This window comes from Nocardiopsis sp. CNS-639, from assembly GCF_000381685.1.
GTDB classification, from domain to species: Bacteria; Actinomycetota; Actinomycetes; order Streptosporangiales; family Streptosporangiaceae; genus Nocardiopsis; species Nocardiopsis dassonvillei.
The window spans coordinates 30,800-52,461 of record NZ_KB906883.1 but is presented as its reverse complement, the minus strand read 5'-3'; the positions used below and the strand labels follow the sequence as shown (position 1 = coordinate 52,461).

Here is a 21,662-nt window from a genome sequence, read left to right as displayed (position 1 = left end):
TCGGCCACGGCGTCCCCGCCGGGCTCGGCGGCGGCGTTGGCCGACCAGATCGGGTTGACGTACACCTCAGCGCCCACGTACGGGTTGTCCACCCGACCGTTGCTGCCGGGCTCCTCAGGCTCCTCGGGCTCCCCGGGCTCTTCCGGTTCCTCCGGCTCCTCCGGCTCCTCGACGTCACCGCTGCACAGCACGCCGTTGAGTTCGAAGGCCGTGGGAGCGGCGTTGCTTCCGGTGTAGCTTCCCTGGAAGCCGAAGCTGGCGGTGCCGTCGGTGGAGAGCGAGGCGTTGTGCCCGGCGTTGGTGACCGAGACGCTCTGTCCGCTCTGGGTGACGGTGCCGTTCCAGGAGTTGGTGATCCGCTGGTTTCCGGCGAAGTCCCATTCCAGGGTCCAGCCGTTGACCGCGTCGCCGAGGTTGGTGATCTCCACGCTCGCGGTGAACCCGGAGCCCCAGTCGTTGAGTTGGTAGTCGACCTCGCAACCGGCCGCCGCGCTGGCGGGTACGGAGGAGGCGACCGCCAGGGTGCTGCCGAGCACCAGGGCGGAGGTCGCGGCCAGGCCGCGTCGTGTCCACGAACGTAGGTTCGCGGCACGGGGGGGTGTGCTCATCTCTTCTTTCCTTATGGAAGCGGGTTGCCAGAAGGAGCCTTCTGAAGTGCCGGGCCGGCGAGTTCGGGCCCGGCGGACGGGAGGTGTGGACAATTCCCTGCGTTTATGGAGGTGAGCGCTGCATTCGCGTGCCTTAGATCCGGGGTAAAGCCGAGCGAAAAGGACTGGAAGGGTTGGGAGCGCTCCCAGTCGGGGTGAGCGGGGGTGTAGGGGGATGGACGTGAACAGTGTGTGCGAAGGCGTCACCGGTTCCCGCGACGGAGTGTTACGGGTCCGGAACGCTTTCCTGAACGGTAGCCGGACAATGGTGATATGTAAACACCATATGACCGGAGTATTTCTGGTACGCGGTTCACACAAGGGAAATGCGCAGGTAGTGACCTGGTTCACAACCGGTCAGTAATAACCTGCGGTCGCCAGGCGGCCACGGCGAGCAGCCCCACTGCGGCGGTCGCGACCCGGAACGGAACCGGAAGTCCCGTGTACTCGGTGAGGAGGCCGCCCGCCGCCGTCCCCGGGGCGGCTCCGCCCGGCTCGGTCAGCCGGTAGGTGCCCCGACCCGGCCCGGCGGTGGGGCATCGACCCGGCCGGACGAGTCGCGGTGGACCACCGGCGGCAGTGGTGGATCCGGGGAGGCCGGGAACCCGTCGCCGTCGTCGGCGCTCTCCCCGCGGCCGTGTCGCCCGGGGCGCGGCTACCGCGTCGGAGCGGGGTGGGTCGGTCGGGCGGCGGTGCCTGCGGGTGTTCCTCCTGAAGGGTGACCGGGGGCACCGGGGGGCGGTAGCCGCCGCTGTGAAGGGCGCGCCAGGGATTTTCCCCGCGCTCTGTTTCGACTCGGCTCCGAGGGGTAACATGCGCTATGGGAGCGCTCCCGTCGATCGGCTGACCAAGCCGAGAACGATGGAGAACGCAATGGAAAGCATGACCCCCCGAACCGCTGAAACCACCGAGACCACCGGGACCACCCGCCGGACCTGGGCCGCACGCGCGCTCGTCCTGGCCTCCGTACCCCTGGTCGCCCTGACCACGATGGCCGCCCCCGCCTCCGCGCACGGCTCGATCGTGGACCCCGCCAGCCGCAACTACGGCTGCTGGGAGCGCTGGGGCAGCGACCACCTCAACCCGGACATGGCGCAGGAAGACCCCATGTGCTGGCAGGCGTGGCAGGACAACCCCAACGCCATGTGGAACTGGAACGGCCTGTACCGCGACAACGTGGGCGGCGACCACCAGGGCCAGATCCCCGACGGGACCCTGTGCAGCGGCGGCAACACCGAGGGCGGCCGCTACGACTCGATGGACGCGGTCGGCGAGTGGAAGACCACCGACGTCGGCGACGACTTCACCCTCCACCTGTACGACCAGGCCCAGCACGGCGCGGACTACTTCCGCGTCTACGTCACCGAGCAGGGCTTCGACCCGACCACCCAGGCCCTGGGCTGGGACGACCTCGAGCTGGTCGAGGAGACCGGTCCCTACGCGCCCGCGCTGGACAGCTACATCGACGTCAGCACCTCGGGCAGGTCCGGCCACCACATCGTGTTCACGATCTGGCAGGCCTCCCACATGGACCAGGTCTACTACCTGTGCAGTGACGTGAACTTCACCTGATCCCCACGACCAACCGACCGGCCGTCCGGACCCCTCCTCCGGACAGGGTCCGCCGGGACCTCCACCCCCGGCGGACCCGCGGCCGACGGCCGCGCGGCGGACACCGCTCACCGCCGCGCGGCGCCCCCGTGCCCGGTCCCGCCCGCGCTCAGGCCTCCATGTAGCGCAGCACCGCCAGCACGCGACGGCTGTACCCCTTGGTGTCGCCCAGTTCCAGCTTGTCGAAGATGGCGTTGGCGTGCTTCTCCACCGCGCTCTGCGACACGAACAGCCGCGCCGCGATCGCCGAGTTGATGTGCCCCTGCGCCATCAGGGCCATGACGTCGCGCTCACGCTCGGTCAGGCGCCCCAACGGGTCCCTGCGGCTGCTGCCCGCGAGCAGTTGGCGCACCACCTCCGGGTCGAAGGCCGCGCCTCCCCTCCCCACCCTGACCAGGGCTTCCAGGAACTCGTCGACCTCCACCACCCGGTCCTTGAGCAGGTAGCCCACACCGGTGGTGTTCTCACCGAACAACCGGGTGGCGTACCGCTTCTCCACGTACTGGGACAGCACCAGCACACCCACTCCGGGCTGCTCCCGGCGGATGCGCAGCGCGGCGCGCAACCCCTCGTCGGTGTGCGTGGGCGGCATGCGCACGTCCACCACGGCCACGTCGGGCGCCTCCTCGCGGACGGCCGCCAACAGGGCGTCGGCGTCCCCGACCGAGGCGAGCACCTGATGCCCCTCGTCCTCCAGGAGCCGCACCAGCCCCTCGCGTAGCAGCGCCGAGTCCTCGGCCAACATCACCCGCACGGCAGCTCCGCCCTGACCGTGGTCGGCCCGCCCGCGGGGCTGTCCACCGACAGCCGGCCGTCGAGCGCCTCGACCCGGCTGGCCAGACCGGCCAGCCCCGTTCCCGCGGGGTCGGCCCCGCCCACCCCGTCGTCTCGTACCCGCACCACCACGGACCTCGCTCCCTCCTCGCCCCGCGCGCCGACCAGCACGCTGACCCGTTCGGCGCGCGCGTGCTTGACCGCGTTGGTCACCGACTCGGCGACCACGAAGTAGGCCGCCGTCTCCACGGTCGGCGGGCACGCGCCCTCCAGGCCGTACTCCAGGTCGATCGGCAGGCTCGACCGGCCGACCAGGTCGTGCAGCGCGGCCCGCAGCCCCGACCCGGCGAGCGCGGCCGGGTAGACCCGCCAGGCGACCTCCTTCAGGTCGCGCAGGGCGTCGCGGGACTCCTCGTAGGCCTGCTCGACCAGTGCGCGCCCCCGCTCCGAACCCGGGTCGCGGCGGGCCCGACCCAGCGCCATCCCCAGCAGTACCAGGCGCTGCTGGACGCCGTCGTGCAGGTCGCGTTCGATCCGGCGGCGCTCCTCGTCCACGGCGGCGACCACTCCCGCGCGGGTCGCGACCAGGACCCCGATCCGCTCCTCCATGAGGTCCTGGCGGCTGGGGCCGAGGAACCTCCGGGCCAGCCAGCGTTCCGTTCCCACCAGGCCCACGGTTCCCTGAGCACTCAGGTACATCAGGGCCAGGCCGATCGGCACGATCGCGGGGTCGTTGCCGTCGAGCACCTCCAGCGGTGACAGCGCCAGGTAGAGCCCGGCGGCGAAGAAGGCCAGCACCAGCCCGCCGAAGAGCCCCACCGGGCAGCGCACCGCGAGGTAGGCCAGCGGTCGGGCCGTCCCGGGGCGCACGGTGATGTCGACGCCGAACAGGGCGGACAGGCGGCCGCGCTCCAGGGAGACCAGCGGCCGGGCGGCCCCGTCCAGCGCCCGGCGCAGGGACGCGCGCGAGGCGGGACGGAGCAGGAGAGGCAGCGCGGGAACGGCGGTCGCGAGGGCCGCCGCGAGGAAGAGGGCCTCGGCCAGCGCGGTCACCGCTCCGGCGGCGGCGCCCGTCACTGCCCGGCCCCATGCGCGCGCCACCGCTGCCGCCGGATACGCGTCTCCGTGCGTCGTCACGTCCGTCCTCTCCGCCTGTCCGATCGCCGCCGCCTCCGGCGTCCGTGCCGGGTACCCGGACCCGACTGCCCGTGCCCGGTAGCCCGGCGCCGGGTGCCCGCGTCCGCTGGTGCGTGACGGGCACCCGTCTTCGAGTGTCCGTGCCCGGTTGTCCGCGCGGGCCCGTGCCCTCGGAACCCGTGTTCTCGGAGAACGGGGGGAGGCCGCGGTCGGCGTCAGCGTCGACACTAGCCACCCCCCGGGCGCGCGGGTACTGCGGAACACCGCATTCCGGGGTGGGGAGCCGCGTCCCGAACAGGGCGGTATTCCCCATGGGCGCGGGGGCCGCGGCTCCCTAGCGTTGTGGCCGTGCCGGCCGGCCGAGACCCCTGTTCCCCGAGACTCCTGTTCCCCAAGACCCCCGTTCCCGAGACGAAGGCCGAACCATGACCGCGCCCCCGACCCTCCCGCGCTACGCCTGGCTCCTCGCCGGTACCGCCCTGTCCCTCTTTGCGATGCAGGCCGCCTGGGACATCGCGCTGCTCGCGTGGGTCTATCCGGTCCTGCTGCTGCGCTTCGCACGCGCCAGCCGACCGCTGCCCGCCCTGTCGGGCGTCCTCGCCGCCAGCACGACGGCCGTGCTGGTCTGGCTGTGGCTGGCCGACCTGCTCTCCCCGCCGCTGGTGCTGCTCGCGCTGGCCCTGGCCCTGGCCGACGCGGCCCCCTACGCCGTCGACCGCCTCCTGTACCGCCGACTGGGGGAGCGCGCCCCGTGGCGGGTCAGCCTGGTCTTCCCGCTCGCCACCGTGGCCGTGGAGTTCACGGTGGCCTCGGTGACCCCCTTCGGCACCATCCACGGCGTTCTCGGCGCCACCCAGGCCGACAACCTCCCGCTGATCCAGGTGGCCTCGGTGACCGGTGTGTACGGAGTGAGCTTCCTGGTGGCCTGGGCGTGCTCGGCGGCGGCGCTGCTGTGGGCACGCGGCCTGACCGACCGCGCGGCCCGCACGGTGGCGGCGGCCTGCGCCGGGACGGTCGCTCTGGTCGCGGTCGCGGGCGGCGCTCGCCTGGTATTCGCCGCGCCCTCGGGCGACACCGTGCGCGTCGCGGGGGTCACCACCTCGCAGGACGCGTGGGAGGAGCTGGTGCCGACCTTCCGGGAGTACGACTCGTTGGAGGCGCTGCGGGCCGCCGATCCGGTCGTGCTGCGTGAGCGCTTCGGCGTCGTCAACGACGAACTCCTCGCCAGCACCGCGAGGGAGGCGGCCGCGGGCGCCGAGGTCGTGGTGTGGCCCGAGTCGGCGGCCTTCACCCTGGAGGAGGACCGCGACCTGCTGGTGGCCGACATCCGGGAGGTGGCCCGGGACCACGGGGTGTACGTCAACGCCGGTATGTCGGTCTACACCGGGCGGGCTCCCCACATCCGCAACCAGATGCTCATGGTCGCCCCGGACGGCGAGGTCGCGTGGACCTACGACAAGAGCAGGCCGGTGCCCGTCCTGGAGCCCTACGAGCCGGGGCCCGGCACGGTGCCCGTCGCGGACACGCCGGCGGGGAGGCTGGCCGTGGCCATCTGCTACGACGCCGACTTCCCGGGACTGGTCCGCCAGGCGGGCGCGCGGGGCGTGGACGTCCTGCTGGTCGGCGCCAACACCTGGGAGGGGATCAAGGAGATGCACGCGCGCAACGCGGTGTTCCGCGCGGTGGAGAACGGCTCGGCCCTGTTCCGGCAGGCGAGCCGCGGCCGCGCCAACGCCACCGACCACCAGGGGCGGGTGCTGGCGACGACCGACTACTTCACCACCGGGCAGCAGACCATGGTCGCCATGGTGCCCCGGGAGGGGGTGACCACGGTCTACTCCCGGATCGGGGACGCCTTCGCCTGGACGTGCGTCACCGCCCTGGCCGCGCTCGCCGTGCTCTCGGCGGCCCGGCCGCGCCGGGAGTGAGCCGAGGGTCCCGGGCCCGGGAGGGCGGCCGCGGTCCTGGCGCCCGTGCACGGACTCGCGGGCGGTCCCCGGCCGAGTGTCGGAAACGGGCTTCGGACGACCGCCCGGACCGGCTGTTCCCCGGCTGACGGGGAGCGGTGCACGAACGGCCCGCCCGGGGCACGGGTGCTCCGGGCGGGCCGTGCCCTCCCGGCCGGGGCCGGGAGGGTGGTAGGTCAGTTGTTGCCGAAGAAGTGGTCGGCGGCGGCGCCGCCCGGGTCCTCCGCGATACCGCTCACAGTGTCCACCTGGTCCTGGAAGCCGCCGACCGCCTCGGTGGCGCTGTCCTGGAAACCGGCCACGGCCTCCTCGCCGTAGGCCTGGGCGCCCTCGGTGAAACCGCCGACGGCTTCCTCGCCGTAGGCCTGGGCGCCCTCGGCGAACCCGCCGACGGCTTCCTCGCCGTAGGCCTGCGCGGCCTCTCCGGCGCCGCCCAGGGTCTCACCGATCCCGCCCACGGCCTCGCCGACTCCGCCCACGGCGTCGGACACTCCCTGGGCTGCTTCCTCGGCTGCTCCGCCGAAGATGTTGCTCAACCAGTCCATCACGTCGCGCACATCCTTATCTCAGGTCCGTGGGGGCCTATTCCGTCTATGTCTACCCGGTCCGGGTAAACTCTCAGTAAGAGATGGAAGCGCAGAGTGATCACGCGGGGGCGCAACGCGACTTCTGCGCTGCTCCCCTTCCCGGGAACCGCTGGTCAGCGCACGAGGTCTCCACCCCAGGCGACCGGGAGCGATCCCACGAAAACGTCGGCGGTGTCCACGATCACACCACTGGTGTCTTTCTGACACCCCCGTGACCGTGCGCAAATCCGTGTTCCGGGCTGCCGGAACTCCCAGCCAGATCGGCGATCGCGCCACACCGGGGGATTGCGGTCGGAATCCGGCCACAACCCGCCGGAGAATGGGCCGTATGGCCGACACGAGTGCGCGGATGCTGCGCCTGCTCTCCCTGCTCCAGACCGGCAGGTCCTGGCCCGGCGCGGACCTGGCCGCCGCCCTGGAGGTCAGCCCGCGGTCGCTGCGCCGCGACATCGAACGGCTGCGCGGACTGGGCTACGCGGTGGAGAGCCTCCGCGGCCCCGGAGGCCACTACCGGCTGGCCGCTGGCCGCGCGGTGCCGCCCCTGCTCCTGGAGGACGACGAGGTCGTGGCCGCCGCCCTGGGCCTGCGGATCGTCGCCGCCGGGCTCGGCGGGGTGGAGGGCGTGGAGGAGGGCGCGGAGCGGGCCCTGGCCCGGCTCGGCCGGGTACTGCCCTCGCGCCTGGCCCGCAGGGCGAAAGCCGTGGCCGCGGCGGTCGAACCGGAGCAGCGGGTGTGGCCGGGCGTGCGGACACGGGTCCTCACCGACCTGGGCGAGGCCGTCGCGGACGGGCACTGGGTCCGGATGCTCCACCGCGGCGGCGACGGCCGCGAGCTGCGCCGCAAGGTGGACCCGTACCGGCTGGTCCTGTCCGGACGGCGCTGGTACCTGTTCGCCTGGGACCGCGAGCGCGACGACTGGCGGACCTTCCGCCTCGACCGGATCACCGGGGTCACCCCCACGAGGGCCCCCTTCACCCGCCGGGGGCTGCCCGGGGAACCGCTGGCCGACCACCTGGAGCGGGGCTTCGGGGCGGGGCGGGCCCGGCACACGGTGTCGGTCCTGTTCGACGCGTCGGCCGAGGAGGTGGCGGCGCGGATCTCCCGCATCGACGGCGACCTGGAGGCGGTCGGCCCCGACCGGGCGCGCTACACCGCCCGCGTGGACTCCCACGAGTGGCTCGCGGTCGTCCTCGCGCTCACCGGCCTGCCCTTCACGGTCGAGGGCCCGCCGGAGTTCGCCCGCCACACCGCGGCGCTCGCCGACCGGCTCCACCGGTCCGTGGACACGACCGGCTGAGAGCGGCGCCGCGCCCGGCCGCCGGGCGCCCCTGCCCGGCGTCCGGGCGCGTTCTCAGGGGACGATGGAGTCGACGTACCCGCCGTCCACCCGCACGGCGGCCCCCGTGGTGGCCGAGGCCAGCGGCGAACTCAGGTAGGCGACCATGTTGGCGATCTCCTCGGGTTCGATCAGCCGCTGCAGGAGCGACTGCGGCCGGTGCAGGCGCATGAACTCCCGCTGCGCCTCCTCCCAGGGCAGGTCCCGGTCGACGAGCTGGTAGACGAAGTCCTCCACGCCGCCGGTGTGGGTGGGACCGGCGATCACCGAGTTGACGGTCACCCCCGTGCCCGCGGCCTCCTTGGCGAACCCCCGCGAGACCGCGAGCAGCGCCGTCTTGGACATGCCGTAGTGGATCATCTCGGCCGGGATCACCACCGCCGAGTCGCTGGCGATGTTGAGTACCCGGCCCCACCCGCGTTCCGTCATCCCCGGCAGGAACTCCCTGGTCAGGCGTACGGAGGAGAGCACGTTGACCTCGAAGTAGCGCCGCCACTCCTCGTCGGAGATGTCGAGCGCGTCCTGAGCCCCGAAGATCCCGAGGTTGTTGACGAGCACGTCGAGCCGGGGGAGCAGCTCGCGGAGCCGGTCGACGCCCTCCTCGGTGGTCACGTCGGCGGTCGCGGCCACCAGCGCGGCCCCGGGCACCCGCTCGGTGACCGCCTCCACCGCGCGGGCGACCTTCTCCTCGCCGCGCCCGTTGACCGCCACCGTCGCCCCGGCGCGCGCCAGCGCCGTGGCGATGGCCAGGCCGATGCCCTGGGTCGAGCCGGTCACCAGGGCCGTGCGTGTACGCAGATCGATGTCCATGGGGTCACGCTACGTCGCTCCGTGCCCCGCCGCCCGACGCGACCCGGCGCCCGGGGCCGTGTGGGGCGGCCGGAGCGACCGTGGGACGTGCGTGGACCCCGCACGCCCCCGTGCGGCGGGGGCACCGGGCGGGGACCGGCCCCGCCGCCGGCGCCGTGGCCGCCAGGGTTCACGGGCCCGTCCCACGCGCTACACCGGCACCACTTCCGGCCGCCCCCTCAGACGGGCTCGTACTCGGCGTCCTCGGACAGACGGCGCAGCGTGGGCAGGTCGATCAGTTCGGTGTGCGTTCCCGCGCTGCCGCAGGTGAAGGCCCCCGCCACCGCACCGGCCAGGACGCACCGCTCCACGGGCTCCCCGCCGAGCCAGGCGTGCAGGAAGGCGGCCACGAACGCGTCCCCCGCGCCGTTGCTGTCCACCACCGGCCGGTTCGGCCGCACCGCGGGAAAGCCGCGCGGCGCGTCCCAGCCCCGCTCCAGGACGTGGCAGCCCCGTTCGCCGTCGGTGGCGACGGCGACCCGGGCCCGCCCCCGGCCGACCACGTCGCGCAGCACGTCCCCGACCCCGTCGCGGACCCTCGCCGCACTCATGAACACCACGTCCGAGCGCAGCGCGTAGTGCAGGTGGTGGGGGTCGGTCCCATCCCAGTCGTGCAGGTCCGTGGAGGTGGTGAGGCCGTGGCGCTCCAGGTCCCCGTACATGTCCCGGTTGTGGCCGATGATCGACAGGTGCGCGTGCCGGGCCCGTCGCACGAAGGGCAGGTAGAACTCCGGGGGCAGCCGCAGGTCTCCCGGGTGGCGCCCGTCGTAGAAGGAGAAGCGGCGCCCGCTCCGGTCCACGAGGTTGACGCCCCGGGGCGTGCCGTGCGGCGAGACGGTGTGGCTGAAGTCCAGTCCCCGCTCGGCGTAGGAGTCGAGCACCATCCGGCCCTGGGCGTCGTCCCCCAGGTAGTCGATGAACTTGGTGGCCAGTCCCAGCGCGTGGCACCCCAGCGCCACCCCGTTGCCGGTGTGCCCCACGTAGTCGACCACCGGCGGGACGAACACCGAGTCCCCGCCGGGCAGGGCCAGCTCGTCCACCCGGACGATCGTGTCGACGCCCGAGCCCCCCACCACCAGCACGTCGTATCCGTCCGTCACGGACTCCCCCTCGTCTCTGTCCGCCTCCCCGAGACAGGCGGCCTCGGCAAAGCATAGGGACGTCCGGACACCGCGACCAGGGGACGCGGTCGTCGGGAGGGAGCGGGGCCGCGTGCCCCGCCCGCGGATCCCGCCCGCCGGTGCCGCCGCACCCGTCGGGGAGGCCCGCGTCCGCATCGCCGGCGGAGGCCCGCCCGCGCGGCCCGTCCCCGTGCCCCGGCCGGTCTCCGGTGGTGGGGCGGTCCCCACCACCGGACCTCCGTCCAGGCCCAGTGACGCCGACCGGCCCCCGTGTTTGGCTCTTGAGCGGGGGCCGGACAGGGCGCCGAGGCCCCTTCCACACGACGAGACGAGCGGAGTTCGCCATGGAAGGGCACGTCCGGGACCGGGGCGGAGCCGACGCCACCCCCCACGCGCTGTGGGCGTCCGGGCTGACCAGGACCCACAGGAGGGGAGACGTACCCGTCCACGCGCTGGCCGGGGTGGACGCGGCCTTCCCCCGGGGAGGGTTCACGGCGGTCATGGGCCCCTCCGGCTCGGGCAAGAGCACCCTCCTGCACTGCCTGGCGGGGCTGGAACGCCCCGACGCGGGCACGGTGACGGTCGAGGGCCAGCCGATCACCGGACTCGCCGAACCGGCCTTGACCCGGCTGCGCGCACGGGCGTTCGGGTTCGTCTTCCAGTCCTTCAACCTCCTCCCGTCGCTGACCGCGGGGGAGAACATCACCATCGGCCAGCGACTGTCCGGCCTGCCCCGGGACGAGGCGTGGCACGACCACCTCGTGGCCTCGCTCGGCCTGGCCGACCGCCTCGACCACCGGCCCTCCGAACTCTCCGGGGGCCAGCAGCAGCGCGTCGCCGTCGCCCGCGCCCTGGTGCACCGGCCGAGCGTGCTCCTGGCCGACGAACCCACCGGCAACCTCGACTCCCGCTCCGGGGCCGGTGTCCTGGAGGCGCTGCGCCGGGCCGCCTCCGACCACGGGCAGACCGTCGTCATGGTCACCCACGACCCCGTCGCCGCCGCCCGCGCCGACCGCGTGCTCATGCTGCGCGACGGCCGCGTCCAGGGGGAACTGGCCGACCCCACCGCGGACTCCGTCCTGGCCCGGATCCGACGTCTGGAGGAGCGGTGAACCGCGCGGCGCACCACGACGTGCCGCCCGAGACGGTGGCCGCAGTATCGCCCACCATGCCACCCGAGGCGCCGACCGGTCGGCCGCCGTATCCGCGTCGCCGGGGTGAGGACCCGCGCCACCACGAGGCGGCCCCGGGCGACGGGGAAGGCGGTGCGGCGTGATGCGGATGGTTCTGCGCGGCGCCGCCGACCGCGCGCGCCAGCTGGTCCTGTCGGTCCTGACCGTGGCCCTGGGCGCCGGGCTGGCCACGGCCGTCCTCGCCCTCCAGGACTCGGCCGAGCGGGTGGCCGCCGGGGGAGCCGGGGCCTCCTGGACGCTGTCGCGGGCGCCGGTCGTGGTGGCGGCCGTCCCCGAGGAGGCCGCGGCCGGGATCACCGCCTCCCCGCTGGGGGAACCGCCCCGGCTGGACCCGGAGACCGTGGCGGAACTGGAGCGCCTCCCCGGCGTGCGCCGGACGGCGGTCGAGGCCCCCTTCTCCGCCTACGTGGTCACCTCCGACCGCACGCTCGGCGGCCACTCCGACCGCTCCTTCGGCCACTCCTGGGCGCTCGCCGAGGCCGAGGGGCTCACCCCCGCCACCGGACGGGCCCCCGAGAGCGGGAACGAGGTGGTCATCGACACCCGCACCGCCGCCGACGCCGGGCTCGCCCCCGGCGACCGTGCGCGGGTCCTGACCTCCGACGGGATCGCCCAGGTTCTGGTCACCGGAACCGTCGAGCGCGGCGGCGCCCCGGACCGGGCCCTGTTCTTCCCACCCGCCGAGGCCGCGCGGCGGGGCGGCGAGCCGGTCATGGCCGCGCTCTGGCCAGGGGAGGGAACCGGCCCCGACCGGCTGGCCGGGGCGGTCGAGGAGGCCGCGCCCGGCGTCCGGGTCCTCACCGGGGACGAGCGCTCCACGGCGCTGGCCCTGGACGGGGAGAACCGGGACCTGGCCTCGGGCATGGGCCGGTTCCTGGGCACCATGGCCGCACTGGCGCTGGCGGTGGCCGCCGTCACGGTCGCGGGCCTGCTCTCCCTGACCGTGCGCGACCGCGCCCGGGAGTTCGCCCTCCTGCGCCTGGCCGGGGCCCGGCCGGGGCTGGTGCGCCGACTCGTCGTCGGGGAGGCCCTGGTCCTGGGGTGCGTGGCCGCCGCGCTCTCCTGCGTCGTGGGTACGGCGCTGGCACTGCTCCTGGCCTGGCTCTTCACGGAGCTGGGGACGCTGCCGGACGGGTTCGCGCTGGTCCTGGGCTGGCCCGCGCTCGCGGCGGGCGCGGCGCTGGCCCTGGCCGTGCCGCTGGCGGCCTCCTTGCGCCCCGCGCTCACCGCGGGCCGGATCGCGCCCGTGGAGGCGATGCGCGCGGCGCAGGCCGAACCTGTCCCCTTCTCCCGTGCCCGCCTGGTGCTCGGGGCCGTGGTCCTGTGCGGCGCGGCGGCCCTGTTCGCGACGGGCTGGGGCCTGGCCGGGACCGTGGTGGCGGTGACCGCCGCCGCCTCGGCCGCGCTGGTCCTCGTCGCCGCCGCGGTCCTGCTCTCGCCGGTGCTGGTCCACGCGGTGCTGCTCCTGCTGCGCCCGGTCACCCGCAGGAGGGCCGCCTCCCTCGTCGCCGACCGGGAGGCGCGCGCCGACGTCCGCCGGGTGGCGGGCGTCATGACGCCCCTGCTGGTGACGACGGCGGTCGCGTGCCTGCTGCTCTTCCAGGAGACCACCACCACCGAGGCCCGCCTGCGCGCCTACGGGGAGCGCCTGGCCGCCGACCTGGTGGTGTCCGGGGCCCTGGGCGTGGGTCTGCCCGCGTCCGCGGCCGAGACCGCCGAGGACGTGCCCGGGGTCGCCGTCGCCGGGGGCTACCGCCAGACGGTCACCTCCGCGGGCGGGCCGTACCTGACCACCCACCTGGTCGAACCCGAGACGGTGCCGCGGATCTACGACCTGATGGTGGAGGACGGCGCGTGGGAGGACTTCGGCACCGGCGGCGTCGCCGTGCGCGCCGACACCGCCCGGAGCCAGGGGTGGCGCGCGGGGCGGACCGTGGAGCTGCTCGGCCCCGACGGCACCGGGTTCACGGCCCGGGTGTCGGTCCTGTACCGGGCGGGGCTCGACTTCCCCGACGTCCTGCTGCCCGAGGAGGCCGTCGCGCCCCGGATGCTCGACACCCTGCACAACGGCCTGTACGTGGCGCTCGACCCCTCGGCCGACGCCGGGAGGACGGCCTCCCTGGTGGAGGAGGCGATCGACGCCGGGCCCGAACTCCGGGTCGCCGATCGCGCCGAGCACATCGCGGACCAGGCCCGGATCGGCCAGGAGGACGCGTGGATCACCCACCTCATGGTGGCCCTGGTGGCGGGTTTCGCCGGGGTGAGCGCGGTCAACGCCCTCGTGGTCTCCGTCTCGGCCCGCGCGCGGAGCTTCGCCCTGCTGCGGTTGGTGGGGGCCTCGCGGGCCCAGGTCGCCGGGATGGTCGCGGGGGAGGCCCTGGCGGTGTCGCTGGCGGGGGTGGCGCTGGGCACCGCCACGGCGCTGACCGGGGTGGCCGCCGTGGGCCACGCCCTCGTCGGCGGCGGGACGGTGGTGCTCGCCGTCCCCCTGGACCAGTATCTGCCGCTGGCCGGTGCCGTCGTGGGCATCGGGCTGCTCGCGAGCCTGGTCCCGGCCGTCGCGGCCCTGCGCGCCCGTCCGCTGCACGCCGCCGGGTGAGGGGGAGACGCGCCCCGCGCGTCAGCGCGGGGCGGCCACGGCGGAGACGGCGGCGACGGCAGCCGCCAGCGCACGAGCGTACTGGTGGGAGCGAGGGGCGCCGTAGCCGACGACCACACTCGGACGACGCCCGGGGACGCGGTCGACGCGGCCCGGAGCCGCGGCGAAGGACGACAGGCCCTCCAAGGCCAGGCCGCGGCGGGCCGCCTCGGCCGCCACGTCACTCTCCCGGGTCCCTTCGGGAAGCTCCACCAGACAGTGCAGCCCCGCGCTCAGCCCCGAGACCCGGCAGCCCGGAAGCCGTTCACGGACCGCCGTGTCCAGGGCCTCACGGCGGGCGCAGTAGTGGTGGCGCAGGCGGCGGACGTTGCGGTCGTACTGGTGGGAGCCCACGAACTCCGCGAGCGCGAGCTGGTTGAGCGTGTCCTGGCCCCCGCCGGTCGACTCCCTCCGCGCCACCATCGCGGGCACCAGCGACGGGGGCGCGGCCGCCCACGCCAGCCCCACCGCCGGGGCGAGCGACTTGCTGGCGGTTCCGGCGTAGAGCACGTGCTCCGGGGCCAGGGCCTGCAACGCGCCGACGGCCCTGCGGTCGTAGCGGAACTCGCCGTCGTAATCGTCCTCCACCACCAGCGCGCCGGTGCGCTCCGCCCAGCGGACGAGCCGCACACGCCGGTCAGCGGCCAGCGGGACACCCGTCGGGAACTGGTGGGCCGGTGTGAGCAGGACCGCCTCGGCACCGGAGCCGTCGAGCAGGGAGACGTCCGCACCGCCCTCGTCCACCGGAAGCGCGAGCACCTCCAGGCCGTGGGCGCGGATGATACGGCGATGCGCTCCGTGCCCGTACTCCTCCACCGCGAAACGGCGCGCGCCCCGCGCCCGCAGGGCCCCGCACACCACCGCGAGCACGTCCGCGAACCCCCTGCCGACGAACACGTTCTCGCCGCTGGCGCGTACACCGCGGGCCCGGGCCAGGTACTCCGCGAGGGCCTCCCGCAGTGCGGGCACCCCGCGGGGGTCGGTGTATCCGAACACGTCCGCGGGAGCGCCCGACACCGCTCGCCGGACGGCCGACGCCCACTCCTGCCGGGGGAAGGCGGTCGGGTCGGGGACACCGCCGCGCAGGTCCAGGACCGGACCGGTCGGCACCGGAGACGGAGGGGGCGCGACCGGTCGCGCGACCCGGTCTGACACCCACGTCCCGGCTCCGACACGGGCGTCGAGCCAGCCCTCGGCCGTGAGCTGCTCGTAGGCCCGCGCCACGCTGTTGCGGGACACTCCCAGGTCGGCCGCGAGCGTGCGGGTGGCGGGAAGGCGGGTGCCGCCCGGAATCCCGCCGCTGGCGACGGCTCGGCGCAGCGCGTCCTCCAGCGAACGGGAGACCCGGGTCCCCGCCACCTCCACGTGCAGGTCGATCCCCGAAACGGCCCACGTTCTGTCCACGGAATCGGACTGTATACCGGGGCCACCGGTTTCTAACGTCAGGGTATGTCCCTCTCTGCACACGACCCTCCCCGCCCGTCCGCGACCGGCCCCCAGCCCTCCGCCGCGCCTTCGCCATCGGTACGGCGCGTATACGCGGTCCAGTTCGTCAGCGCCGTCACCGACGGGGCCGTCCTCGCCACCACCGTGCTGTACTTCGGCACCCTGGTGGGACTCCCCGCCCGGATGATCGGGCTGGTCCTCGCCCTCGCCGCCGGCTGCGCCCTCCTGTCGGCGGCGCCGCTGGGAGCGGTGGCCGACGCCGTCGGCCTGCGCCGCGCGGCGGTCGCCCACAGTGTGCTGGTCGCCGTCGCGCTGGCCGTCCACCTGGTGGCGGACGGCCTGTGGACCTACGCGGTCGGAGCGGTTCTGTTCGTGGTGGCGCAGGCCGGGGTGGGCGCGGCCCGGCACGCCCTGGTCGCCTCCCAGGTCCCTCCCGCCCAGCGGGTGCGGGCGCGGGCACGCATGCACACCCTCCTCAACGCTGGCCTGGGCGCGGGGACCGTGGCCGGGGCCCTGGTCCTGGCGGTGGGCACCCGGCCGGCCTTCCTCGCCGTCTTCGCGGCGGGTGCGGTGGTCGCGCTCGTGTGCGCGGCCCTGCTCCACGGCCTGCCCCGCGCCCTGGACCGCGGCGGGCCCGGCCCGGGGTCCGCGGGGCGCGGACTCCCCGCCCTGCGGGACCCGCGCCTGGCCGCGGTCACCGGCGCGTCGGCCCTCGTCCAGATGTGCATGCCCGTGCTGTCGGTGATCCTTCCACTGTGGTTGAGCACGCGCACGTCGGCGCCCGAGTGGGTGGCGGCCGTCGCGCTGGGACTGAACACGGCCCTGGTCCTCGCCCTCCAGACGCCGTGGTCCGCGCGGGTACGCACGGACACGCACGCCGCCCGGTCGGCGGCCGTCGCGGGCGCCTCGCTCGCGGCCGCCTGCGTCCTGTTCGGGACGGCGTCCGCGGGCGGCCCGGTGGCGGCCGCCGCTCTGATCCTCGCCGGCATCGTCCTGCTGACCGTCGGAGAGGTCGGCGGCGGACCACCCGCCTGGCACCTGGCGCTGCGCCGCGCCCCGGCGGGTCTCCAGGGCCAGTACCAGTCGGTGTTCGGCATGGCGGCGTCCCTGGCGCGCGTGCTCGGGTCCGCGCTGGCACTCCCGCTCGTGCTGTCCGCCGGGACGCCGGGCTGGGCGGTGCTGGGAGCCGTGATGGCCGCCGCCGCGGGGGTCCTGGTCCTGCTCTCCCTCTCCGGGCCCGTACCGGGGTCTCCGGAGGCGCGGCACGTGGGAGGCCGTTGAGAACTGTCGGCCCGGGCGGACACCGCGCCCGGGTGAGGAGCCTCGGGGCCCGGCGCTCACCGGGCCCCGCGACGGTCACGGTGGTCCCCACGACCCTTCCGGAATCCGTCCACGTGGAGGTCGGCTCGGCCCCCACGACCGTTCGGAAACCCGATCACGGGCGGGCACCGCACTCGCTCGGGAACCCGGTCGTGGACGGGCACCGCGCCCCTCCGGATACCCGGTCGCGGGCGGGTGCCGCGCGCGGGAGCGCGGCGCCCGCCCACCCCCTCAGTGGTCGACCGGCAGGTCCTCCGGAGCGGTCGCCCACTCCGTTTCGGGCTCGCTGACCAATACGTGCGTGACGCGCCCGCCCTCGCTGAGGAAGGACTCCGGCAGCCAGGAGCGCCTGTGCTCACGCCCGTCCAGGCGCACCGAACCGATGTAGGTCGCGTCCGGCCCGGCGTTCGGGGCGACGACGGTGATCGGCTCGCGCCCGCTCGGCGCGATCCTGGCGTAGGAGAACACCGGGGCCGACAGCAGCAGCTCGCCGCGCCCCGGCGCCTGCGGGAACAGACCCAGGGCCGAGAACACGTACCAGGCCGACATCGTGCCCAGGTCGTCGTTGCCGGGCAGGCCGCCCGGCCCCGTCCCGTACTGGGTGTCCACGATCTCGCGCACCGTCTCCTGCGTCTTCCACGGCTGCCCGAGCGCGTTGTACATCCACGGCGCGTGGATGCCCGGCTCGTTGGTGGGGTCGTAGCGCAGCGGATCGCCGCCGCCCACCGACCACGCGCCGTCGGGGGTGCGGAAGAACCCGTCCAGGCGCTCGGCCGCGGTCTCCCGGCCGCCCATCGCCTCGGCCAGGCCGCCGACGTCGTGCGGCACCATCCACGTGTAGGTCGCGCTCGTGCCCTGCGCGAACCCGGTGTCGCGCCCGGGGTCGAAGGGCGTCACCCAGGACCCGTCGGCGTCGCGCGCCTGCGCGTAGCCCGCCTCCGGTGTGGCCTCGGGGTTGTAGACGTTGCGCCAGTACCCGCCGCGCTCGGCGAACATCGCGGCGTCGTCCCCGCGCCCCAGACGCTCCGCCCACTGGGCGAGCGCGTTGTCGGCCACGGAGGCCTCCAGCGTCTCCGCGGCCCCGCCCCAGCAGTGGCAGTCGTCCTGCGGCGCGTAGCGGAGTTCGAGGTAGCGCTCCAGGTTCGGGCGCTGGCCCTCGCACTGGCCCGGGCACCCGGCGTCGGACAGGCCGTCGGGGTGCGGCTCGGTGGCCTGGGTCCGCAGGGACGCGTAGGCGGCCTCGGCGTCGAAACCGTCCACACCCATCGCGGCGAACGTCGCCAGCGTCGCGGCCGAGGGGTCACCCGTCATCACGTGGGTGGGCCCGTTGATGTGCACCCAGCGGTCCCACACGCCCCCGTTCTGCTCGGAGAAGTTGAGCAGGGACTGCGCGAAGTCCCCGGCCACCTCGGGCTCCAGCAGCGCGAGCAGCTGGACCTGCGCGCGGTACTGGTCCCAGCCGGAGAAGTTCGTGTACTGGGCGTCCTGTCCGTCCGCCACGCGGTGCGCCTCGCCGTCCATGCCCGGGTAGCGGCCGTCGACGTCGCTCACCAGGTTGGGCTGGAGCAGGGAGTGGTACAGCGCCGTGTAGAAGGCGGTGCGCTGGTCGTCGGTGCCGCCGCCGACCCTGATCGCGCGCAGGCGCCGGTTCCAGGCCTCGCGCGCCGACGCGGCCACCGCGTCCACGCTCTGCCCGGGGGCGATCTCGGCGGCGAGGTTGGCCTCGGCGTTCTCCGCGCTGACGTAGGAGATGCCCACGCGCACGCCCACGTCGGAGCCCTCGGGGAAGGAGACGTAACCGCCCGAGCCCCTGCCACGCCGCTGGTCGCGGACGTAGCCCTCACCCCCGGAGGCGGTGGTGGCCCCCGGCTTCAGCTCGCCGTCCTCCCACGTGCCCACCTCGGTGAAGGGGGTGTCGAAGTGCGCGGTGAAGTGCAGCCGGTAGTAGGAGTTCCGGTTGTTCTCGCCGCCGTTGGCGCGCTGTCCGCAGAAGGCGCCGGTGAGCACCGAACCGCTCACCGTGCGGGCCTCCGCGTCGATGCGGATGTCGGCGTCCTCGCTGCCGTTGAGCGAGTTGGAGGTGCGGAAGAGCAGGCTGGCGGGGGTGTCCGAGGGGAAGTCGAACTCCCCGGCGCCGGCCCGGTCGGTGACGCTCAGGTCCGTGCGCACCCCGTTCTCCAGGGCCACGGTGTAGCGGCCGGGGGAGGCGGACTCGTCGGCGTGGTCGAAGTCGCTCGCGTACACCTCGTCGCGGGTGTCGGCGCTGGGCGAACTCTCCACGGGCACGGTGACCGGCATGATCGGCACGTCACCGGCGGCACCGGGGTGGCACCCGGCGCCGTTGACGTGGGTCAGGGCGAAGCCCCGCACCCGCGTGACGTCGTAGGAGTAGCCGTTGGCCGCGCCGGTGTCGGTCTGGTCGCCGCGGGTGGTGGTCGGGCTCCAGGAGATCATCCCGAACGGCCGGACCGCGCCGGGGTAGGTGTTGCCGCCGTTCGTGGAGCCGATGAACGGGTCCACGTGATCGACGGGCGAGGCCACGGCCTGGGCCGTCTCGGCCGGGAGCGGCGACGCGGAGGCCGCCGGTGCGGGGGAGAGCAGGGCGGCGCCGACGGCGAGGGCGAGCAGCGGGGGTAGGAGTCGGGGGGAGCGTGGAGGGAGGGTCATCCTCTGCGGTCCTTAGCGGGGAGCGGACGTTCCCGGCGAGTCTGGCCCAGCGGTGCGGGCCGTGGCCAGGTCCGGGCGGGGGAGTTGGCGCGTTCTTCGCCGGTCCGTCGCCGTGGTGTCACGGACCGACCACGGTGCGGACCGCGGCGGCGCGGACGCGCGACCGGGGCGCGGGTCCGGAGCGGGGGCGGTGGTGTGCGGAGACGGAAGCGGGGGAGGGGACCGCGGCGGCGCCGGTCCGCGGGGGCGCTGCGGGGGTGCTGTCCGTCCCCCGGGCGGAGGAAGGGGTGCGGTTCGAGGCGTGTGCGGGTGACGTTCGCGGTTCGAGGTCCGAAGGGGAACGGCCGCGGGGCCCGGCGCACGCGCGCCGGGCCCCGCGGTTCGTCGGTCAGCCCCGGGGCACGTGCCTCGGGTTGCTCGTCGTGCTCTCGTGGTGCAGCCGGTCCAGGGCGGTCACGTAGTAGGTCACGTCACCGCCGCCGGGCGCGGTGAAGACCGTCTCGCCACCGTCCTCGGCCGCGCGCACCGTGCCGATGAGTGCGCGCGCGTCCTGCACCTCGCACGGGACCTCCTGCCGTCCGGGTGCGCCCTCCAGCTCGTAGACCGCGTAGTAGGCGGGCCTGCCGCCGCGTCCGGGGCGGATGGTCAGCTCGGTGCCGCCGTCGGCCCGGGCGGCGGCGGTGACCACCGGCGGTGCGGGAGCGGCCCCGCCCAGGTCCTCCTTGACCGGGATCAGGGCGGGGTTGGCGTAGTGCTGTTCGACCACGACGTCCATGGCGTCCCTGGCGTTGGTGCGCAGCGAGTTCGCGCTGAAGTAGACGTCCCCGTCCACGCCCGGGTACTCGCGGTTCAGGTCCAGGTGCCGGGAGAGTTCGTCCGAGTCGGACCAGGCGCCCGCGTTGCCGACCTTGTAGGCGGCCTGGCCGATGTAGAGGTGTACGTCGGTGCCCTCGGTGACCTGCTCCCACCAGGGGACGAGCACCGCGTAGTCGGCCACGGGCAGGCCGATCTCCCAGTAGACCTGCGGGTTGATGTAGTCCACCCAGCCCTCGCGCACCCACCTGCGGCTGTCGGCGTAGATCTGGCTGTAGGACTCGAACCCGCCGGTGTCGGAGCCGTTCGGGTCGCTGGTGTCGTTGCGCCAGATCCCGAACGGGCTGATGCCGAACTTCACGTGCGGCTTGGCGGCGTGCACCGCCTCGTCCATCTCCTGGACCATGCGGTTGACGTTGTCGCGCCGCCAGTCCCCGATGTCGCCGAACCCGTCGCCGTACTCGGCGAACGTGTCCTGGTCGGGCACGGTCTCGCCCGCGACCGGGTAGGGGTAGAAGTAGTCGTCGAAGTGGACGCCGTCCAGGTCGTAGTTCTCGACGGCGTGCATCATCGCCTCGACGACGAACGCGCGCACCTCGGGGATGCCCGGGTCGTAGTAGAGCTTGCCGCCGTAGGCGAACACCCAGTCCGGGTTGACCCGCGCCGGGTGGTCGGCCACCAGGCGCGAGGGGTCGTCGTGCATGGCCACCCGGTAGGGGTTGAACCAGCCGTGGAACTCCAGGTTGCGGGCGTGCGCCTCCTCGACCGCGAACGCCAGCGGGTCGTAGCCGGGGTCGGTGCCCTGCGTGCCGGTGAGCCACTCCGACCAGGGCTCGTGCGGCGAGGGCCAGAACGCGTCGGCGGTCGGCCGGATCTGCACGAACACGGCGTTGAGCCCGTCGGCCTTGGCCCGGTCGTAGAGGTCGATCAGCTCGGCCTGTTGAGCCTCGGGCGAGAGGCCCTGCTCGCTGGGCCAGTCGATGTTGACCACCGAGGAGATCCACTCGGCGCGCATCTGCCGCTTGGGCGGCACCTGCGGATCGACCGCGCACGGCTCGGCGGAGGTGTTCGTCGCCGGGACGGCCGGTGCGGCCGCCGCCGCGTGCGGCGCGTGGAGCAGCGACGCGGTGAGCACCGCCGCGAGGGCGACGGCTCGGGAGGCGCGGCCCGCCCCCCGGGCGGGCGGGTGAGCGGGACGGTTCCGGTGCGGTTTCGCCAACGTGGGCTCCTTCCGGCTTCTGTCGTGCGGACAGCGAGCAGCCGGAAGGGACGCGCTCCGGTGCGGTCACCGCGCGCGGCGTCCGGGTCTGCCCTAGGAGAAAACCTTCATGATTTGCCGGGCAGATGCAAGACTCCTACGTCAGGTTGATACCGATGTGTCGCGGGAGCTGCGTGGTGCCGACTTGCCTGGATCGAGCGAGACCCCGCCAGTAGCTCGGTCAAATATTCCGTGGCCGGATCCGGTCACGAGGGTTTGCGTCCATGTCAGCGTCCTCAGTCATCGCTTGAACCTCGCTTCGGTGGATAAAAGTGACTTTGTGTGCCTTGTGTAGTCA

Annotated in this window: 15 protein-coding genes; 6 read left to right on the top strand and 9 right to left on the bottom strand. The window is 74.4% G+C overall.

What is annotated here, in order from left to right; translation table 11 throughout:
• Nucleotides 1–608, bottom strand: a 608-nt coding sequence (locus tag G011_RS0127190) for a cellulose-binding domain-containing protein (protein WP_019611225.1), incomplete at its 3' end; no start/stop codon positions are given.
• Between the two features lie 921 nt (nt 609–1,529).
• On the opposite strand from G011_RS0127190, the gene G011_RS0127185 reads away from it, so the two are divergent.
• The gene (locus G011_RS0127185; protein WP_019611224.1) at nt 1,530–2,219 is read left to right on the top strand and encodes a lytic polysaccharide monooxygenase; all 690 of its coding nucleotides are present in this window, start codon (nt 1,530–1,532) and stop codon (nt 2,217–2,219) included.
• A 148-nt stretch (nt 2,220–2,367) separates the two neighbouring features.
• On the opposite strand, the gene G011_RS0127180 is transcribed toward G011_RS0127185, so the two are convergent.
• Together G011_RS0127180 and G011_RS0127175 are read right to left on the bottom strand one after the other, a co-directional pair.
• Entirely contained in the window at nt 2,368–3,012 is a 645-nt protein-coding gene (locus G011_RS0127180; RefSeq protein ID WP_019611223.1) for a response regulator transcription factor, read from the bottom strand.
• Nucleotides 3,003–4,169 (bottom strand): sensor histidine kinase, encoded by a 1,167-nt coding sequence (locus G011_RS0127175; RefSeq protein WP_081643046.1) that lies wholly within the window; start codon nt 4,167–4,169, stop codon nt 3,003–3,005. The genes G011_RS0127180 and G011_RS0127175 overlap by 10 nt, the downstream gene beginning before the upstream one ends.
• A gap of 425 nt (nt 4,170–4,594) precedes the next feature.
• Between G011_RS0127175 and G011_RS0127170 the strand changes: the two genes are divergently transcribed.
• Nucleotides 4,595–6,097, top strand: a complete 1,503-nt coding sequence (locus G011_RS0127170; protein ID WP_019611221.1) for a nitrilase-related carbon-nitrogen hydrolase — start codon at nt 4,595–4,597, stop codon at nt 6,095–6,097.
• Nucleotides 6,098–6,312: 215 nt separating this feature from the next.
• Here the strand turns inward: G011_RS0127170 and G011_RS0127165 are convergent, their stop codons facing one another.
• A complete protein-coding gene (locus G011_RS0127165; protein WP_231391606.1) occupies nt 6,313–6,681 on the bottom strand; it encodes a hypothetical protein in 369 nt (122 codons plus the stop codon).
• Nucleotides 6,682–7,051: 370 nt separating this feature from the next.
• On the opposite strand from G011_RS0127165, the gene G011_RS0127160 reads away from it, so the two are divergent.
• Complete coding sequence (locus G011_RS0127160; RefSeq protein WP_019611219.1) at nt 7,052–8,020, top strand: YafY family protein; 969 nt, start codon at nt 7,052–7,054, stop codon at nt 8,018–8,020.
• A 54-nt stretch (nt 8,021–8,074) separates the two neighbouring features.
• On the opposite strand, the gene G011_RS0127155 is transcribed toward G011_RS0127160, so the two are convergent.
• Both G011_RS0127155 and G011_RS0127150 read right to left on the bottom strand, forming a co-directional pair.
• On the bottom strand, nt 8,075–8,869 hold the full coding sequence (locus tag G011_RS0127155; RefSeq protein ID WP_019611218.1) for an SDR family NAD(P)-dependent oxidoreductase: 795 nt from the start codon (nt 8,867–8,869) through the stop codon (nt 8,075–8,077).
• A gap of 218 nt (nt 8,870–9,087) precedes the next feature.
• Nucleotides 9,088–10,008, bottom strand: a complete 921-nt coding sequence (locus tag G011_RS0127150) for a carbohydrate kinase family protein (RefSeq protein ID WP_019611217.1) — start codon at nt 10,006–10,008, stop codon at nt 9,088–9,090.
• A 365-nt stretch (nt 10,009–10,373) separates the two neighbouring features.
• Here G011_RS0127150 and G011_RS0127145 point away from each other — a divergent pair, with 365 nt between their 5' ends.
• On the top strand, nt 10,374–11,141 hold the full coding sequence (locus G011_RS0127145) for an ABC transporter ATP-binding protein (RefSeq protein WP_019611216.1): 768 nt from the start codon (nt 10,374–10,376) through the stop codon (nt 11,139–11,141).
• A gap of 163 nt (nt 11,142–11,304) precedes the next feature.
• Nucleotides 11,305–13,821: an ABC transporter permease gene (locus G011_RS0127140; protein ID WP_155979850.1), complete on the top strand. Its 2,517-nt coding sequence runs from the start codon at nt 11,305–11,307 to the stop codon at nt 13,819–13,821.
• 21 nt (nt 13,822–13,842) lie between these two features.
• Here G011_RS0127140 and G011_RS0127135 read toward each other — a convergent pair whose 3' ends face one another.
• On the bottom strand, nt 13,843–15,264 hold the full coding sequence (locus tag G011_RS0127135) for a PLP-dependent aminotransferase family protein (RefSeq protein ID WP_026338707.1): 1,422 nt from the start codon (nt 15,262–15,264) through the stop codon (nt 13,843–13,845).
• 45 nt (nt 15,265–15,309) lie between these two features.
• On the opposite strand from G011_RS0127135, the gene G011_RS0127130 reads away from it, so the two are divergent.
• The gene (locus tag G011_RS0127130; RefSeq protein ID WP_019611213.1) at nt 15,310–16,587 is read left to right on the top strand and encodes an MFS transporter; all 1,278 of its coding nucleotides are present in this window, start codon (nt 15,310–15,312) and stop codon (nt 16,585–16,587) included.
• Between the two features lie 270 nt (nt 16,588–16,857).
• On the opposite strand, the gene G011_RS0127125 is transcribed toward G011_RS0127130, so the two are convergent.
• On the bottom strand, nt 16,858–19,293 hold the full coding sequence (locus tag G011_RS0127125; protein ID WP_019611212.1) for a GH92 family glycosyl hydrolase: 2,436 nt from the start codon (nt 19,291–19,293) through the stop codon (nt 16,858–16,860).
• Nucleotides 19,294–19,681: 388 nt separating this feature from the next.
• The gene (locus G011_RS0127120; RefSeq protein WP_019611211.1) at nt 19,682–21,325 is read right to left on the bottom strand and encodes a glycoside hydrolase family 10 protein; all 1,644 of its coding nucleotides are present in this window, start codon (nt 21,323–21,325) and stop codon (nt 19,682–19,684) included.
• Between the last annotated feature and the right edge of the window lie 337 nt (nt 21,326–21,662).

Bases quoted from the DNA above. Each gene is read 5' to 3' on its own strand.
- G011_RS0127185 (WP_019611224.1), top strand. From the start codon at position 1,530: ATGACCCCCCGAACCGCTGAAACCACCGAGACCACCGGGACCACCCGC.
- G011_RS0127170 (WP_019611221.1), top strand. From the start codon at position 4,595: ATGACCGCGCCCCCGACCCTCCCGCGCTACGCCTGGCTCCTCGCCGGT.
- G011_RS0127165 (WP_231391606.1), bottom strand. From the start codon at position 6,681: ATGGACTGGTTGAGCAACATCTTCGGCGGAGCAGCCGAGGAAGCAGCC.
- G011_RS0127160 (WP_019611219.1), top strand. From the start codon at position 7,052: ATGGCCGACACGAGTGCGCGGATGCTGCGCCTGCTCTCCCTGCTCCAG.
- G011_RS0127155 (WP_019611218.1), bottom strand. From the start codon at position 8,869: ATGGACATCGATCTGCGTACACGCACGGCCCTGGTGACCGGCTCGACC.
- G011_RS0127145 (WP_019611216.1), top strand. From the start codon at position 10,374: ATGGAAGGGCACGTCCGGGACCGGGGCGGAGCCGACGCCACCCCCCAC.
- G011_RS0127140 (WP_155979850.1), top strand. From the start codon at position 11,305: ATGCGGATGGTTCTGCGCGGCGCCGCCGACCGCGCGCGCCAGCTGGTC.
- G011_RS0127130 (WP_019611213.1), top strand. From the start codon at position 15,310: ATGTCCCTCTCTGCACACGACCCTCCCCGCCCGTCCGCGACCGGCCCC.
- G011_RS0127125 (WP_019611212.1), bottom strand. From the start codon at position 19,293: ATGACCCTCCCTCCACGCTCCCCCCGACTCCTACCCCCGCTGCTCGCC.